Source organism: Stenotrophomonas sp. SMYL89, assembly GCF_036319985.1.
In the GTDB taxonomy this organism is placed as follows: Bacteria; Pseudomonadota; Gammaproteobacteria; order Xanthomonadales; family Xanthomonadaceae; genus Stenotrophomonas; species Stenotrophomonas maltophilia_Q.
This window is the reverse complement of the sequence record NZ_JAWIRW010000001.1, coordinates 102,054-116,244: the sequence shown is the minus strand read 5'-3', so window position 1 is coordinate 116,244 and position 14,191 is coordinate 102,054. Positions and strand designations below refer to the sequence as shown.

Annotated in this window: 11 protein-coding genes; 5 read left to right on the top strand and 6 right to left on the bottom strand. The window is 66.5% G+C overall.

Annotated elements, in window-relative coordinates; genetic code table 11:
- The first annotated feature begins 153 nt into the window (after positions 1 to 153).
- The 5 genes from V3B41_RS00595 (at position 154) to V3B41_RS00575 (ending at position 5,615) form a co-directional block, all read left to right on the top strand.
- Complete coding sequence (locus V3B41_RS00595; protein ID WP_049427146.1) at positions 154 to 663, top strand: RNA polymerase sigma factor; 510 nt, start codon at positions 154 to 156, stop codon at positions 661 to 663.
- Positions 660 to 1,586 (top strand): FecR domain-containing protein, encoded by a 927-nt coding sequence (locus tag V3B41_RS00590; protein ID WP_100443818.1) that lies wholly within the window; start codon positions 660 to 662, stop codon positions 1,584 to 1,586. Before V3B41_RS00595 ends, V3B41_RS00590 begins: the two co-directional genes overlap by 4 nt.
- A 64-nt stretch (positions 1,587 to 1,650) precedes the next feature.
- A complete protein-coding gene (locus V3B41_RS00585) occupies positions 1,651 to 4,122 on the top strand; it encodes a TonB-dependent receptor (RefSeq protein ID WP_100443817.1) in 2,472 nt (823 codons plus the stop codon).
- On the top strand, positions 4,109 to 4,909 hold the full coding sequence (locus tag V3B41_RS00580; RefSeq protein ID WP_049429231.1) for a ChaN family lipoprotein: 801 nt from the start codon (positions 4,109 to 4,111) through the stop codon (positions 4,907 to 4,909). Before V3B41_RS00585 ends, V3B41_RS00580 begins: the two co-directional genes overlap by 14 nt.
- On the top strand, positions 4,902 to 5,615 hold the full coding sequence (locus V3B41_RS00575; protein ID WP_100443816.1) for an energy transducer TonB: 714 nt from the start codon (positions 4,902 to 4,904) through the stop codon (positions 5,613 to 5,615). Before V3B41_RS00580 ends, V3B41_RS00575 begins: the two co-directional genes overlap by 8 nt.
- Positions 5,616 to 5,875: 260 nt before the next feature.
- On the opposite strand, the gene V3B41_RS00570 is transcribed toward V3B41_RS00575, so the two are convergent.
- The 6 genes from V3B41_RS00570 to V3B41_RS00545 all read right to left on the bottom strand — a co-directional run bounded on the left by V3B41_RS00570 (position 5,876) and on the right by V3B41_RS00545 (position 14,168).
- Complete coding sequence (locus V3B41_RS00570; RefSeq protein ID WP_049430542.1) at positions 5,876 to 6,778, bottom strand: cation diffusion facilitator family transporter; 903 nt, start codon at positions 6,776 to 6,778, stop codon at positions 5,876 to 5,878.
- A gap of 28 nt (positions 6,779 to 6,806) precedes the next feature.
- On the bottom strand, positions 6,807 to 9,095 hold the full coding sequence (locus V3B41_RS00565; RefSeq protein ID WP_329859613.1) for an Orn/Lys/Arg decarboxylase N-terminal domain-containing protein: 2,289 nt from the start codon (positions 9,093 to 9,095) through the stop codon (positions 6,807 to 6,809).
- A gap of 20 nt (positions 9,096 to 9,115) precedes the next feature.
- A complete protein-coding gene (gene adiC, locus V3B41_RS00560) occupies positions 9,116 to 10,468 on the bottom strand; it encodes an arginine/agmatine antiporter (protein ID WP_049430545.1) in 1,353 nt (450 codons plus the stop codon).
- A 76-nt stretch (positions 10,469 to 10,544) separates the two neighbouring features.
- Positions 10,545 to 11,978, bottom strand: a complete 1,434-nt coding sequence (locus V3B41_RS00555; RefSeq protein ID WP_197650538.1) for a DcaP family trimeric outer membrane transporter — start codon at positions 11,976 to 11,978, stop codon at positions 10,545 to 10,547.
- Between the two features lie 513 nt (positions 11,979 to 12,491).
- Complete coding sequence (gene dsbG, locus V3B41_RS00550) at positions 12,492 to 13,334, bottom strand: thiol:disulfide interchange protein DsbG (protein WP_197650537.1); 843 nt, start codon at positions 13,332 to 13,334, stop codon at positions 12,492 to 12,494.
- Between the two features lie 30 nt (positions 13,335 to 13,364).
- The gene (locus tag V3B41_RS00545; protein ID WP_329859608.1) at positions 13,365 to 14,168 is read right to left on the bottom strand and encodes a TlpA disulfide reductase family protein; all 804 of its coding nucleotides are present in this window, start codon (positions 14,166 to 14,168) and stop codon (positions 13,365 to 13,367) included.
- Positions 14,169 to 14,191: the final 23 nt, after the last annotated feature.

The following is a 14,191-nucleotide window of genomic DNA, read 5'->3' as shown; positions in this document are numbered from 1 at the left end:
TGCCAATTTTCCAGCCTGCTGACCTTGCCACGCGGCAACCACCACCCGTCGACGCACATCGCACATGGATGCAAATGATTCTCTTTTGCTGTAAGGTGCAGCCGCTGCCCTTGCCGCCGCGGGCTGTTCCCTTTCCCAGTTGTCGCCCGCCCCGTGTCCACGCCTGTCGAACCGACGGATGTCGCGCATCTGTGCGCGGCCCATTACCGGCCGCTGCACGCCCATGTCCGCCGTAAACTCCCGCAACGCAGCGACGCCGATGACGTCGTCCAGGAAACCTGGCTGCGTGTCGTCAAAGTCGCCGCCAGCGGTCTGCTGAGCAATGGCCGTGCATACCTGTATCGCGTTGCCCACAACCTGATCGTCGACCACTATCGGCAACGCCAGCGTCGTCGCGAAGAGGCGCTGGAGGATGCCCAGCTGCATGCCATCGCCGATCCTGCGCCCCTGCCGGAACAGCGCCTGCTTGATGCCGAACAGCTGCGCCATCTCGATGCCATCATCGCCGCGTTGCCGCCGCGCGCGCGGCAGGTGTTCCTGCTGGCCCGCGTGGAACAGATGGCGTTGGCCGAGATCGGCCGCCAGCTCGGCATCAGCCGGCAGACCGCGCATGGCCATCTGCTGCGCGCCCTGGTCGCCCTGCAGCAGGTACCCGGCGCATGAGCCAGGAGGCCATTGCGCGCGAAGCTGCCCGCTGGTGGCTGGATGGGCACGACGGCGACCGCGACGAGAACGCGTTCGAGCAATGGTGCCGGGCCGATCCAAGCCATGCCGCGCAGTACCTGCACCTGCAGCAGCTGTGGCAGGCCGGTGCGACGATGCCCAGCCTGCAGCGGCAACAACAACGACGGCAGCGCCGCCGCCTGGGTGAAGCCGGCCTTGCGGTGCTGCTGCTGTGTGCGCTCGGCCTGTACAGCCGCCATGCCTCACCGCCTGCTGCGCAGGTATTGCGCACCGCGTCCGGCGAGATCCGTGACGAAACCCTGGCGGATGGTTCGCATGTACTGCTGTCGCCGGGCAGCGAAGTGCATGTCCGCATCGACGCACAGCGTCGCCAGCTGCAGCTGGAGCGCGGCCAGGCCTGGTTCCAGGTCAGCGTCGACGCTGCGCGACCGTTTCAGGTACACACACCGCACGGTACCGTCACCGCGCTGGGCACCGCGTTTGATCTGGCCGTGCAGCGTGACGACAGCGTGGTCACGGTCACCGAGCATCGCGTGCGCGTGGACGGCGGCAGCGGCAACCTGCAGGCCACCGAAGGGCAGCAGCTGCGCTTCGACGGAAAGACGGCGGCCCTGCCGCATGCCGCCGATGCAGGTGCGATGGCCTGGCGCGAGCGACGGCTGCATTGGGTGTCCGCTCCGCTTGCCGAGGTGACCCAGGGCCTGGATCGCTGGCATGGCGGGCGCACCTGGATTGTCGGCGCCCGCCTGCGCCAGCAGCCGGTCACTCTGCTCGGCAGTGCTGATGATGCGGCCGGCAACCGCGACCAGCTGGCCGCGCAGCTGCATGTGCGCGTGCTGCGGATCGGCGCAGGAATGCAGGTGTGGCTGCCGCCGCGACGGGAACAACGCGGTGCACCCTGACATCGGCCCTCGTTCCGCGTCTACCCAGGATGACGACGCTCTGCGTCAACCCCTGGAGCCCCCGATGCTGTGCCCCCGCCCCCTTGTCCTTGCCCTGTCGCTGGCCTGCGCCGGCACCGTCCCACTGCTGCCGACCAGTGCCCATGCACAGGCCGCCACGCGCAGCTATGACCTGCCCGCCCAGCCACTGCCTGCCGCACTGGATGCCTACAGCCGGCTGACCGGTATCGATCTGGTCGTCGGCGCGGCGCTTCCCGCCGGTCATGCCGCGCCCGCGCTGCGCGGCGACTTCGACGATGCGCAGGCCCTGTCGCACCTGCTGGCCGGCAGCGGCCTGCGTCCGCGCTTCATCCATGCACGCCGCGCCACCCTGGAGCCGGCGCCGGCCGAACGCCGCGACGGCAGCCGCCGCACCGGCCCGCTGCGTGTGCAGGGCGACACCGCGCACGGCAATGCACCGGGCAGCGGAGCCAGCCAGTACGTGCCGGCCACCCACGATGGCTTCGCACCCACTGTCGGTAGCGAGCGCTTGGCGATGGCCGAACGCCAGGACGGCAACAGCCTGCTGCGCTCGATGCCCGGTACCCACAGCTTCCATTCGCGCAGCCAACCGGGCCTGCAGGTCAACATCCGCGGCATGACCGGTGCCGGCCGGGTCAACACCATGATCGACGGTGTCACCCAGACCTTCCGCAACAATGCCGGCCATGGCTCGGGTGGCCCCTTCGCCTACGTCGATCCGTTCCTGCTGGCCGGTGTGGACGTGCAGCGCGGTGCGGTCGCTGGCGGTGACGGCGCTGGTACGCTGGCCGGCAGTGCCAACTTCCGCACGCTCGATATCGACGATCTGCTCGGCGAGGGTCGCGACTGGGGCCTGCGCGCGGGCTACCGGCATGGCAACAACGGCTATGGCAGCGGCCGCACCTTCGCCGGCGCCTGGCGCCACAGCGAGGACGGCGGTGATCGCCAGTTCGGCCTGCTGGCCGCTGCCAGCAGCAGCCACAGCAGCGAATACGCCACCGCCCGTGGGCAGAAGAACGCTGCCGACCCGGGCAGCCAGCAGCCCAGCAGCTGGCTGCTGAAAGCCCGCCTGCAGCCCAGCGACCAGCATCGGCTGGACCTGAGCCACATGCGCTACGAAAACGACTTCTACCACAATTACCCGTGGCAGATTTCCGCGCGCAACCAGCGCGCCAGCTACCACTACACGCCCTATACGCCGTGGATCGACCTGCGTGCCACCTTCGCCAGCAACAAGACCCGGCTGTTCTACCCGCCGGTGGAGGATTCGAGCTACATCGGCCGCCGCACCCACAGCAGCCTGAGCAGCTGGACCGTCGACAACACCAGCCGCTTTGATATCGGCGCCCTGCAGGCGCGGTGGAACACCGGCATCAAGCATCAGTCGGACATCTACGTGGCCGACACCCCTATCCTGCGCGGTGCCAACCCACAGGGCCGCAGCAAGCTCGACAGCGTGTTCAGCACCCTGGAACTGCAATACGACATCTACGCGCTGACCGCTGGCCTGCGCCAGGATCGATACGGCATCCGCGGCCATATCCCGGTGTGTTCCGACGTGCCGGGCCAATGCACGGAGATCCATGGCGGCGACATCGACGTGCGCCGCAGCGAGCGCGCGCTCAGCCCCAGCCTGGCACTCTCACTGCAGGCCACCGACTGGCTGCAGCTGTTCGCTGAAGTCTCGCGCACCTCGCGACCGCCGCGTGTGCAGGAGATGTTCTTCGAGAAGATCCCGTTGGAGGGCATGAGTGATGCCGACGGCGTAGGTGCCAATCCGTTCCTGCGCCGCGAGCGCTCACGCAACCTGCAGTTCGGTGCCAACCTCAGCACCGATTCGCTGCTGGTCGACGGTGACCTGGCGCAGCTGCGCATCACCCGTTTCGACAACCGCATCCGCGACTACATCAAGCCGCAGTACCTGCTGATCGTGCATCCGCCGGAACTGGAGCCGTTCGTGGTGCCGATCGACAGCGATCCGCAGCTCAATGCCTGGACCGATGTGCTGGATGCAGACGACTTCACCACCACCACGCGCTGGATGAACCACCCGGGCGTTGTACGCATGCGCGGCATCGAGCTGGAAGCGCACTACGCCAGTGAGCACTACCACGCCACGCTCAGCTGGACCCGCTCGCGCACCAGCGCACCGGCCATCGAGTTCGTCAACCTGGAAGACATCACCGCCCTGCCCGACCGCTACTGGACGCTGGACGTGGGCGGCCGCTGGTGGCAGCAGCGCGTGCAGGCCGGCCTGCGCGCCGAATACTCCGGGCCCACCGAGGAAGGCTACGACTTCTTCCAGACCCGCAAGACCGGCGGCACCGGTGTGCTGCTCGACTTCTACGCCAGCTTCAAGCCACAGGCCAATACCACGCTGTGGCTGAACATCGAAAACCTGCAGAACAAGTCCTATGACAACAATGCCTCGATCGACAGCATCTTCAGCCCGATCCTGGACCGCGGCAACGGCCGTGGCCGCACCGTCTCGATGGGCATCAATGTGGCGTTCTAGCCGTCGCTGGTTGCCGCTGTGCCTGCTGGCGCTGGCGGGCGTGGCTGGCGCCCAGTCGATGCCCGGCACGGTGACCGACCTGGCCAGCGGCCAGCATCTGGACGAGGCCGCATTCGTGCAGCGTGCGGCCAATGCGCAGCGGCTGCTGCTGGGTGAACGCCATGACCTCGCCGGAGACCATGCGGCCCAGCGCTGGCTGCTGCATGCCCTGCAACAGGTGCGCCCGCAAGGCGCGCTGGTGATGGAGATGATTGCCAGCGAGCGCCAGCCGCGCCTGCAACGGGTGCAGCGCTGGCTGGCCAGGGGCACCCATGCCGAGGGTGCACGCCTGCAGGATCTGCTGGACTGGGATGCGCGCTGGCCGTGGGCCGCGTATGGCGGGCTGGTACGGGAGGCTGCCGATGCAGGCACGCCGTTGTTCGGTGGCAACCTGTCGCGTGCCGAGGTCAACGCGCTGCTGGCCTCGACCGAGGGCGTGCGATTCCCAGTGGCCGCTGCCCGCCAGCGCCTGTCGGCGGTGGTGCTGGCCCAGCACGCAGACGCGGCACCGATGCTGGAAGGGATGCTGGCCGTACAACAGGCCCGCGACACGCGCATGGCGCAGGTGCTGCTCGACGCGCCCGCACCGGCGCTGCTGGTAGCAGGTCGCTGGCATGTACTGCGCGGTACCGGGGTACCGGGCTACCTGTCACCGGATACGCCTGCGTTGGTGATCGCATTGGCTTCACCGGGTGAAACCGTCGATGCAGCTGATGCCGATCTGCTGTGGGTGCTGGACGATGAGTGAGCGCGGCCAACACTGGCAGGCGATCGCGATCACCGTCGTCCTGCATCTGCTGCCACTGCTGCTGTTGGTGCACTGGGTCGCGATGCCGCCGATGCTGCCGCCGCCGGAGCAGGACGTGCGCATCAGCCTGCGCCTGCTGGCACCGGCCACGCCGCCACAGCCGGTAGAGGAGCGCCAGGCCGAAACCCCCAGCCAGGCGCAGCAGGCCCGCGCCTCGCAGCCCACGAAGTCACCGCCGCCGCCCAAGTCTACGGCGGCGCGCGACGGAGAGCAGGCCGCCAGCGAAACGGGTGGCACGGGCCGCCAGCCAGTGCCGGTCGCCCCGCCTGCGGCCGCGACCGATGCAAGTCCCGCACCGGCATCGATCACGGCCGCGCCGCCCGCTCCGGACGCGCCACCGGCAGACTTCCAGGCCGGCGCCGCCAGCGACCAGTGGGAAGCCCGCCTGATGGCGCGGCTGGAACGTTACCGCTATTACCCCGCCGCCGCGCGCTCGCGCCGGCAGCAGGGCACTGCCTGGGTCAGGGCCAGCATCGACCGCGAAGGTCGCCTGCTGGCCCTGCGGCTGGAGCAGTCCAGTGGCCAGCCGATGCTCGATGACGCAGCCCTGCAGACCTTCCGTCGCGCCCAGCCACTCCCCCCAATTCCCGATGAACTGAAGGCACCTCAGGAACTGGTGGTACCGGTGGAGTACTACCTGCGCTAGGCGCTGTGGAGCTGCGAGGCAGTCTGCGACCTCAACCCGGGTTGAGGTCAAATACACCCCGCGCAACAGAGCAGTCCGCCATGCGCAACGATCGCAGCGTGCTGTATCGCCGGGCCGATGCTCGGCTGCTCCATGCGAACGGCAGTTGTAGAGCCGAGCCCATGCTCGGCTGCTCCATGCGAACGGCAGCCGAGCATGGGCTCGGCTCTACAGGGGAACGGAACCTGGCCGGGCGAGGCCCCGGTGCCAAAGAAGCGGGGCTACGTCCACGCCGGGTCGGCGGTGAAATCGATGGTCAGCCAGAACGTGCCGCCACGGGCATCCAGGCGTACCGCGATCTCGTCGCGCATCGCATCGACCGCGCCCACCGAACCCAACGGCGTCGTCGGGTCAGCCAGCACATGGATCTCGATGAACCGCATGCGCCCCATCTTCGCCACATGGCTGGTGAATCCGGCATAGCCGTGCTCGGCCACGAACGCCTGCATCACCTGCTGCACGCGCCGGTCCAGATCGTCCGGGGCCACCTGCAGCACCTCGCGCATGGCTTTCCAGGCGCTGCGCGCCGGCACCGGCAGCACCGCCAGGCTGATCAATGCCAGCACGATCGAATCAAGGTAAGGCACCCAGTGGTGCCACTCGCCGCCGTGCAACGCCAGTGCCAGTACGAAGGCCAGCACCACCGCCAGGCTCATCAGCCCACCCAACAGCCAGCCACGCACGTCCAGCCACAACAACGCCGAGCGCAGGCGCCGCGCACGCTGCGCGACGAACGCGGCCATCGCCAGGTTGCTGGCACTCAGCAATGCTGCCCACCACAGCGCAGGCCCGAACTTCACTTCGTGCCCGCCCGTGGTCAAACCGATCACCGCGTTGGCCAGCGCATAGACGCAGGCCAACGACAGGATCACCCCACCGAGTGCCTCGACCATCGGCTCCAGGTGCCAGTAGCCGTACTGGAAGCGCGGGCTCTGTTCCCGCGCCACCAGTCGCAGCACCGACAATGACACCAGGGTCAGGGCAACGTCGACCAGGCTGTACACGCCGTCGAACAGGATGGCCTGCGATCCCACCAGCAGGCCACCGCTGAAGCCGACCGCGCTGACCGCGATGGTGACCCCGATCGAGAACTTCAGGATGCGTTGCTCGCGCGCGGTATCCATCGTTCGCCAAAGGGCCGACCGTCGCCGGTCAGGCCTTCAGCACCTCCACCTTGTACGATGTCACGTCGCCGTCCTGCTGGATGATCAGCCCGTGCACATCCGACTCGAAGCCCGGGAAGCGCGCGTTCTGCTCGCGGGCGATGCGCAGCGACTGGATGATCGGTTCGTCACTGTCGCCGAAACGCTCGCCCGGCATGATGGTGGGAATGCCCGGCGGGTACGGAACCAGCATGGTCGCCGCGACGCGGCCACTGAGCTGCTCGATGTCGACCCGCTCGATCTCGCCCTTGACGAGGTGGTTGTAGGCATCGGCCGGGGTCATCACCGGCGTCGGCAGGTCCACGTACATCTCGCGCATCACCTTGGCCACCGAGAACTCCTGGTTGAACGCATGCAGCGCATCGCACAGGTCACGCAGGCCCCAACCAGCGTAGGCGTTCGGATAGTCGGCCGCCAGCGACGGCAGTGCCTGGCTGAGCGGCGCGTTGCGGTCGTACAGTTCCTTGAATGCCATCAGTTCGGTGACCAGCGTGCTCCACTTGCCCTTGGTGATACCCATCGAGAACAGGAACAGCACCGAGTACAGGTTGGTCTTCTCCACAGTGATGCCGCGGCCCCACAGGAACTTGCTCAGCACCGCCGCCGGAATGCCCAGCTTGCCCATGCTGCCGTCCATCGCCAGGCCCGGGGTCAGCAGGGTCACCTTGATCGGGTCGATCAGCACATAGTCGTCGACCAGGTTCTCGAAACCATGCCAGTGCGCATCCGGCTGCAGGTACCACTCCTCGCGCTTGGCCACCAGCGGTGCCGGCGTATCGCCCTTGTCCAGGCTGCGTTCGACCTTGGTGGGCTGCCACACGCTGAACCACCAGTCATCGCGGCCAAGGTCGTCACGCACGTGCAGCATCGCGCGACGGAACGCGATCGCCTCGTCATGCATTTCCTGCACCAGCGAACGGCCGGCGTCGCCTTCCATCATCTTCGACGCCACATCACAGGCCGCGATCACCCCGTAATGCGGGCTGGTCGAGGTGTGCATCATGAACGACTCGTTGAAGCGCTCGGCATCCAAGTCGCGCTGCGCCGAATTGCGCACGTGGATCATCGACGCCTGCGAGAACGCGGCCAGCAGCTTGTGCGTGGAATGCGTGGTGAAGATGATCGCATCCTGCTCGCGCGGCTTGCCCTTGGCCATGCCGTAGTGGTTCTCGTAGAACGGATGGAACGCGGCATAGGCGTACCAGGCTTCATCGAAGTGCAGGAAGTCGACCGCGCTGCCGATCTCGTCGGCGATCTTCTCGGCGTTGTAGCACAGGCCGTCATAGGTCGAGTTGGTGACCACCGCGATGCGCGGCTTGGAGCCAACCTGGTAGGCCTTGCTGGCCAGCGGGTTGGCGGCGATGCGCTGCTGCAGCGATTCCGGCGTGAACTGGTCCAGGCTGATCGGGCCGATGATGCCGTGCGCGTTGCGGCTGGGGGTGAAGTACACCGGCACCGCGCCGGTCATGATCAGCGCGTGCAGCAGCGACTTGTGGCAGTTGCGGTCGACGAACACCACGTCGCCGCGGGCCACCGTGCCGTGCCAGACGATCTTGTTGGCGGTGGAGGTGCCGTTGGTCACGAAGAAGGTATGGTCGGCACCGAAGTTGCGTGCCGCTTCGTTCTCGGCGTCCTTGATCGGGCCGGTGTGGTCGAGCAGCGAGCCCAGCTCCGGCACCGAGATCGACAGGTCGCTGCGCAGGGTGTTCTCACCGTAGAACTGGTGGAATGCACGACCGACCGGCGACTTGGTGAACGCCACGCCGCCGGCATGGCCCGGCGTGTGCCAGGAATAGTTCGACTCGGCCGCATGGTGGATCAGCGCCTTGAAGAACGGCGGCAGCAGGTTCTTCATGTAGTCTTCGGCCGCGCGCATCACCTGCCGCGAGATGAAGCTCTTGGTGTCTTCGAACAGGAAAATGAAGCCGTGGATGTACTTGAGCAGCTTGCTCGGCACCTTCTCGATGGTGCGGCGCTCGCCGTACAGGAACACCGGCAGGTTGGCGCGGCGCGCGCTCTGCTCGCGCAGGAACGCAGTCAGGCGCTGGAACTCGCCATCCACTTCCTCGCTGCCGTCGATCGAGATCAGCACCGCCGACGCCGCCACGTAGGTTCGGGCACCGGCACGGGCATCGTCCAGGTTCAGGCCACACAGCACCCGCTGGTCATTGCTGCGCAGCTCTTCAACCAGGGCACGGATCAGGATGCCGCCGATGCGCGGCGACTCGTAGTCGTTGTCGATGACAATGACCGGATAGTCCAGGGACTTGAAGTACACGTTGATTCTCCTTGTCTAACTCAGGAACGCTGGGCGCCGGCACTGATCGCCGAAGCCTCGCGGGCGCGCTGCCGCTGCTGGCGGCGCTCCTCGCTGAAGAAGGGATAGAACACGGTGATGAACAGCACGAACAGGAACGCGTACTGCACGATGGTTCCCGACGAGCCGTAGATCGCCCACAGGCAGTACACGACGGTCAGGCTGGTCAGCGTCCAGAACGCGCCGGTATGGATGATCGTGTGCGAGCGTTCGACCACGAAGTAGCAGGCCACGCACGAGTAGATGTAGGGCAGCAGGGTCAGCACCACCGCCGCCGAGGTGATCACGTCGAACTGGGCAGACGCGGTTTCCGAAGTGGAGGTGACCAGCACCGCCAGGGTCATCAGCACGGCCACGATCAGCACGCCCTTGACCGGCACGTCGTCCTTGTTGGTCTTGCTGAAAATGCTCGGGAACAGGCCGTCATCGGAGGCGGCCTTGGCGCTCTGTGCGGTCAGCAGGATCCAGCCGCCGAGCGAGCCTGCCGCACCGATGAAGGCACACAGGCTGACCAGCGCACCGCCCCAACCGCCCACCGCCTTGGCCGCAGCCAGCGCAAACGGGGCATCGGAGGTCTGCAGCTCGCCATTGGGCACCATGCCCATGATCACCGAGGAACTGGCGATGTAGGCGATCGCGGCCAGGAACACGCCGGCCAGCGTGGCACGGGCCACGTTCTTTTCCGGGTTCTCGACCACGCCCGCAGTCACCGACGCCGATTCAACGCCGATGAACGCCCACAGGGTCAGTGCCGCAGCGCTGGAGATCGCGCCGAAGTTCGACTCGCCGGACACGTTGTAGGCGCCCTTGAAGATATCGGCATCGAAGAAGAACCAGCCGAAGATGGCGATGCCCAGGATCGGGACCAGCGCAAAGCTGGTGGTGACCGTCTGCACGCGGCTGACGAAGGCCGGGCCGATCACATTGGCGAAGCTCAGCGCCCACACCAGGATCAGCACCGCGATGCAGCGCACCAGCGGCTCGGACAGGATCGGGAAAAAGTAGCTGAAGTAGCCGACCGCCGCGATCGGGATGGCGACGTTGCCGATCCAGTTGGCGAACCAGTAGATGGTGTTGGTCTGGAAGCCCATGTACGGGCCGAACCAGTCACGCGCGTATGCGTACGGACCGCCCGCCTTCGGTGCCAGCTTGCCCAGCTTGGCGAACACGAAGGCCAGCAGCAGCGCGCCCGCGGTGGTGATCAGCCAGCCCCAGATCGAGGCGGTACCGATCTTGGCCAGGCTGGAGGGCAGCAGGAACACGCCTGAGCCCATCATGTTGCCGGCGACGAGGAAGGTGGCTCCGACCACCCCGATTTTCTTTGCTTCTGCCATGACAATCTCCTGTACTGGCATGAGCCCGGTGCGGCCGGGCGTGGGGACGGTTGCGCTGGCGTAACGCCGCTGGCGCTTACTTGATGAAGTTGTATTGCAGGCTGCCCTGCACCCGGACGGTGTCGCCGCGCGCGCCGCCCTGCTGTTCCAGGCGCCCGTACAGCAGCTCCATGCCCATGGTCCACGAGGGCGCCGGGCTCCAGATCAGGTTGAACACGCCGTAGCGGCTCTGCCGGAATGCGTCGGCGGCCAATGCGGGGTTACGCTCCAGGGTCAGCTGGCCGAAGATCAGGTTCGATCGCCACAGCCCGGACCAGTAATGGGTGTAGCCAACGAAGCCGCCGTGCAGGTCCAGCGCGTCGAGACGGCCATCGGCACCGACCACCGCGTCCAGCCCGGAGCCGGTCAGGTCGGCGGTGTAGCGGCTGAGACCGCGGCCACCGAGTGCACCGAACAGCAGCAGGTCGCGCTCGCCCACCGATGCCGAGCCGCTCAGCTGCAGGCCGCCTGCCATGCGCCGGTCGCGCTCGCCTTCGCCGTCATAGGCCAGGCTGCGCGCCACCGCGCCCAGCTGCAGGTGGCCCCAGTCGCGCTCCATGCGTGCGGTCACGGTTACGTCCGGCAGACGGTTCACCGCAGCCCGCTCATCACTGGCACCGGCCAGTTCGGTCTTCGGGTCTTCGGCCGCCACGGTCAGGGTGTTGCCCTTGCCCATCGCGAAGCTGTGGTGGATGCCGGCCACCAGCAGATAGCCCGCGCCGCCGGGCCCGGCGAAATCCAGCGTGTCGGGCAGGCTGTCCGGGTCCATGAAGCTGGAATAGCCATAACCGGCATAGGTATTGCCGAGCTGGCCATAGGCATGACGCAGGCGGAACTCGTAGCCGTCGCTGCTGCCGAAGAAGTCGTTCTCCAGGTAGAAGCGCAGGTTGCCGTGCGTGGTCGGGCGCCGCGCCTCGAAGCTGAAGCGGGTCTGCTTGGCGTGGATGTTGAAGTTGGAGACATCGCGGTGGCTGCCGCCCACCGGCATCGACGAGGGAATGAACTGGTCCTCGTCGCCAGCCGCGCGCGAATCGGCGATGGCATCCAGCTTGGCGTAGCCACCGATGCGGATCACGGTATCGGTGCCCGGGATCGCAAAGAACCCCTTCAGGTCTGGATCGGTCGGACCAGCGGCGCTGTCCGGTCGCGATGCCGCGGTGGACGGATCAGCGACCGAATCGCGCTGCGGCAGTACCGGTTGCGCCACACCCGGCACCTGGATGCGATGGATCACATCGGAAGGGGCAGCGGAGGCAATCGGCCCCGTTTCAGGCAAGGCTGTTGCCTGCGCAGGCACAGCATCGCGCTGCTCCAGCCGGTCCAGCCGTTGCTGCATGCCTTCCAGCGCCTGGCGCATTGCGGCGATCTCACGCCGCAATGCCTGCGCATCCCCCGCATCACCCTGTTGGGCGTACGCCGGCGTGATCGCCAGTGCCCCCAGACACGCCAGACTCAGTACTGCCAAACGCATTGCATCCTCCCCGGACGAACACTCGCATCACGGTTCCGGAGCGCACGCATGCGCCGCCCTGGCTTCGCGTTGCCGTTGCTGGAAATGCGGGTACTGCGTCGACGACATCGGCCAGCCTGCGCGCGGCAGGCAACAGGACGATGACACTGCCCTGCCTGCACCCATGTCGCTTCCATCAAGGCCGCGCTGCCAGAGAGGTGGCGACCGCAGCGGTCTGGGTAACAAGCAGGGAGTGAGAGTGTCGTGAATGGCTGTGCCGCACTGCCCGCATCAGGGCAGCCTTGGCGCGGCATCCATGGCGCGTTGACGCTGTATTCCATGCGTCAAAGGCTAATCCACCTGTCGTTTTTGGCCTTGATTGGAATCAAGGCGCGATGCTTGATCTCAGTCACGATTCAGACGTGACCTCGAACAGGTCATGCGCAAGCGGCTGTGTCCGCCTGGGGCACAGAACGCAACAGGCCCGCATGTCGCCATGCGGGCCTGTGGGCTACATCAACATGTCGGCACGGATCAACGCGGGCCGAGCACCGTCGTCAGGTCGTCGCCCTGCGGCAGTCCGGCGCGGCGCTGCACTTGGCCCTGTGAATCCTGGAACAGGATGCCTGGCGTGCCCTGGAAGCCCATCTCCAGCATCAGGACCTGGTTGGCATCAAGCTTGCCTGCGATCTCGCGGCTGATGTTCGGCAGCGCCTTGATGCCGCCACGGTCGAACTGGTGTTCGTTCTCCAGCAGCGCCGCGCTCGGATCACGCGCGGCGAGGATGGCGGCGGCCTTGGCCGGGCTGTCCTCGCGGATCACACCCACCATGATGTGACGCAGCTGCACCTTGCCGGCATCGACCCACGGCCGCGCTGCTTCCCAGAATTTGTGGCAGTAGGGGCAGTTGGCATCGCTGAAGGTATAGATCACGCGCGGCGCGTCGGCCTTGCCGTCACGCACCCATGCGCTGGCTTCGAGCTTGGTCCACATCTTGGCCGACATCGGTGTGGCGACCAGCTTTTCGACCGCTTCGGCAGCCACATCATTGCCTTCGGCATCGAACAGGCTGCCCACCAGCACGTGCTTGCCATCGGCAGTGACATAGGCCGCTGCAGGCTGTTGACCACCCACCACACCCGCAAAACCACGCAGGCCACCCGGCGCATCGAACTCGGCAACGACCTCGAAGCCGTGCTTTTCGATGCCCTTCAGCACTGCAGGACGGTCGCCTTTGGCGGCAGAGGCAGGGGCACTCGTCGCCGGTGCCTCGGCGGCCTTGCCCGGCGGCGTCTGTGCCTGGCTGCAGGCGGCCAATGCCAGCATGACCGGCAGCAACAGCACCGCCGGGGCGGTGCGCAGGGAAGTCGACAACATGGGAACTCCGTAGTGAGATGCCCGCGCAGGCTACCGCAGCCGGCGCAGTTTGTGTTCAAGACCGGCCGCGGTCAGCTCGCCCAGGTGCAATTCACGCAGGCGCCCATCGGCATCGAAGAAGAGTGTCGAAGGATAAGCCTGCACACCCAGCGCTGTTGAAGCAGCCGCTTCATCATCCAGCAGCACATTGCCCAGCATCAGTCGCTCACCGGCAAGAAAGACCTGGACTTCATCCAGGGTTTCGCCCTGATTGAGGAATACGAACTGCACGTTGCCATGTGCCTGCTGTGCCGCTGCGAGCACCGGCATCTCCCGTCGGCAGGGGCCGCACCATGTGGCCCACAGGTTCAGCACCACCGGCCTGCCCCGGAACTGCTGCAGATCAACCGTTCCGCCCTGCAGGTCCGCGAACTGCAGCGTCGGCAATGGCATCTGCCGCTCCTGCCAGGCCGACAGCAGCTGACCACCAGCCGCCCAGAGCAGCACACCCACCAGTGCGCTTGTCAGTACCGGTGCACGCAACTGACGCCACGGCCGCAGACGCCATGATCCCCACGCCAGCCCGGCCACCAGCACCACCGTCAGGTGATAGCCACCATCGGTGACCTGCAGAATACTCCAGGGTTCCGATCGATAGAGCGCAAAATTCAGCACCACAAAACTGATACGACCACACAGCAGGCCGATCAGCAGCATGTCCAGCACCATGCTTGCTGCCGACGGCAGCGGCATTCCTGCTGCCCTGCGCGGCCAAAGACGGGCAACGATCATGGCCAGCAACGTGCACATGAGGATCAACACCACCGGCATCGGTACCGGTCCAACACTCGACATCAGCCCACCTGTTCAAGTTGCAC

Excerpts from the sequence above, each read along its gene's own strand:
- V3B41_RS00590 (WP_100443818.1), top strand. The coding sequence starts at position 660 with ATGAGCCAGGAGGCCATTGCGCGCGAAGCTGCCCGCTGGTGGCTGGAT.
- V3B41_RS00585 (WP_100443817.1), top strand. The coding sequence starts at position 1,651 with ATGCTGTGCCCCCGCCCCCTTGTCCTTGCCCTGTCGCTGGCCTGCGCC.
- V3B41_RS00580 (WP_049429231.1), top strand. The coding sequence starts at position 4,109 with ATGTGGCGTTCTAGCCGTCGCTGGTTGCCGCTGTGCCTGCTGGCGCTG.
- V3B41_RS00575 (WP_100443816.1), top strand. The coding sequence starts at position 4,902 with ATGAGTGAGCGCGGCCAACACTGGCAGGCGATCGCGATCACCGTCGTC.
- V3B41_RS00570 (WP_049430542.1), bottom strand. The coding sequence starts at position 6,778 with ATGGATACCGCGCGCGAGCAACGCATCCTGAAGTTCTCGATCGGGGTC.
- adiC (WP_049430545.1), bottom strand. The coding sequence starts at position 10,468 with ATGGCAGAAGCAAAGAAAATCGGGGTGGTCGGAGCCACCTTCCTCGTC.
- V3B41_RS00555 (WP_197650538.1), bottom strand. The coding sequence starts at position 11,978 with ATGCGTTTGGCAGTACTGAGTCTGGCGTGTCTGGGGGCACTGGCGATC.
- dsbG (WP_197650537.1), bottom strand. The coding sequence starts at position 13,334 with ATGTTGTCGACTTCCCTGCGCACCGCCCCGGCGGTGCTGTTGCTGCCG.
- V3B41_RS00545 (WP_329859608.1), bottom strand. The coding sequence starts at position 14,168 with ATGTCGAGTGTTGGACCGGTACCGATGCCGGTGGTGTTGATCCTCATG.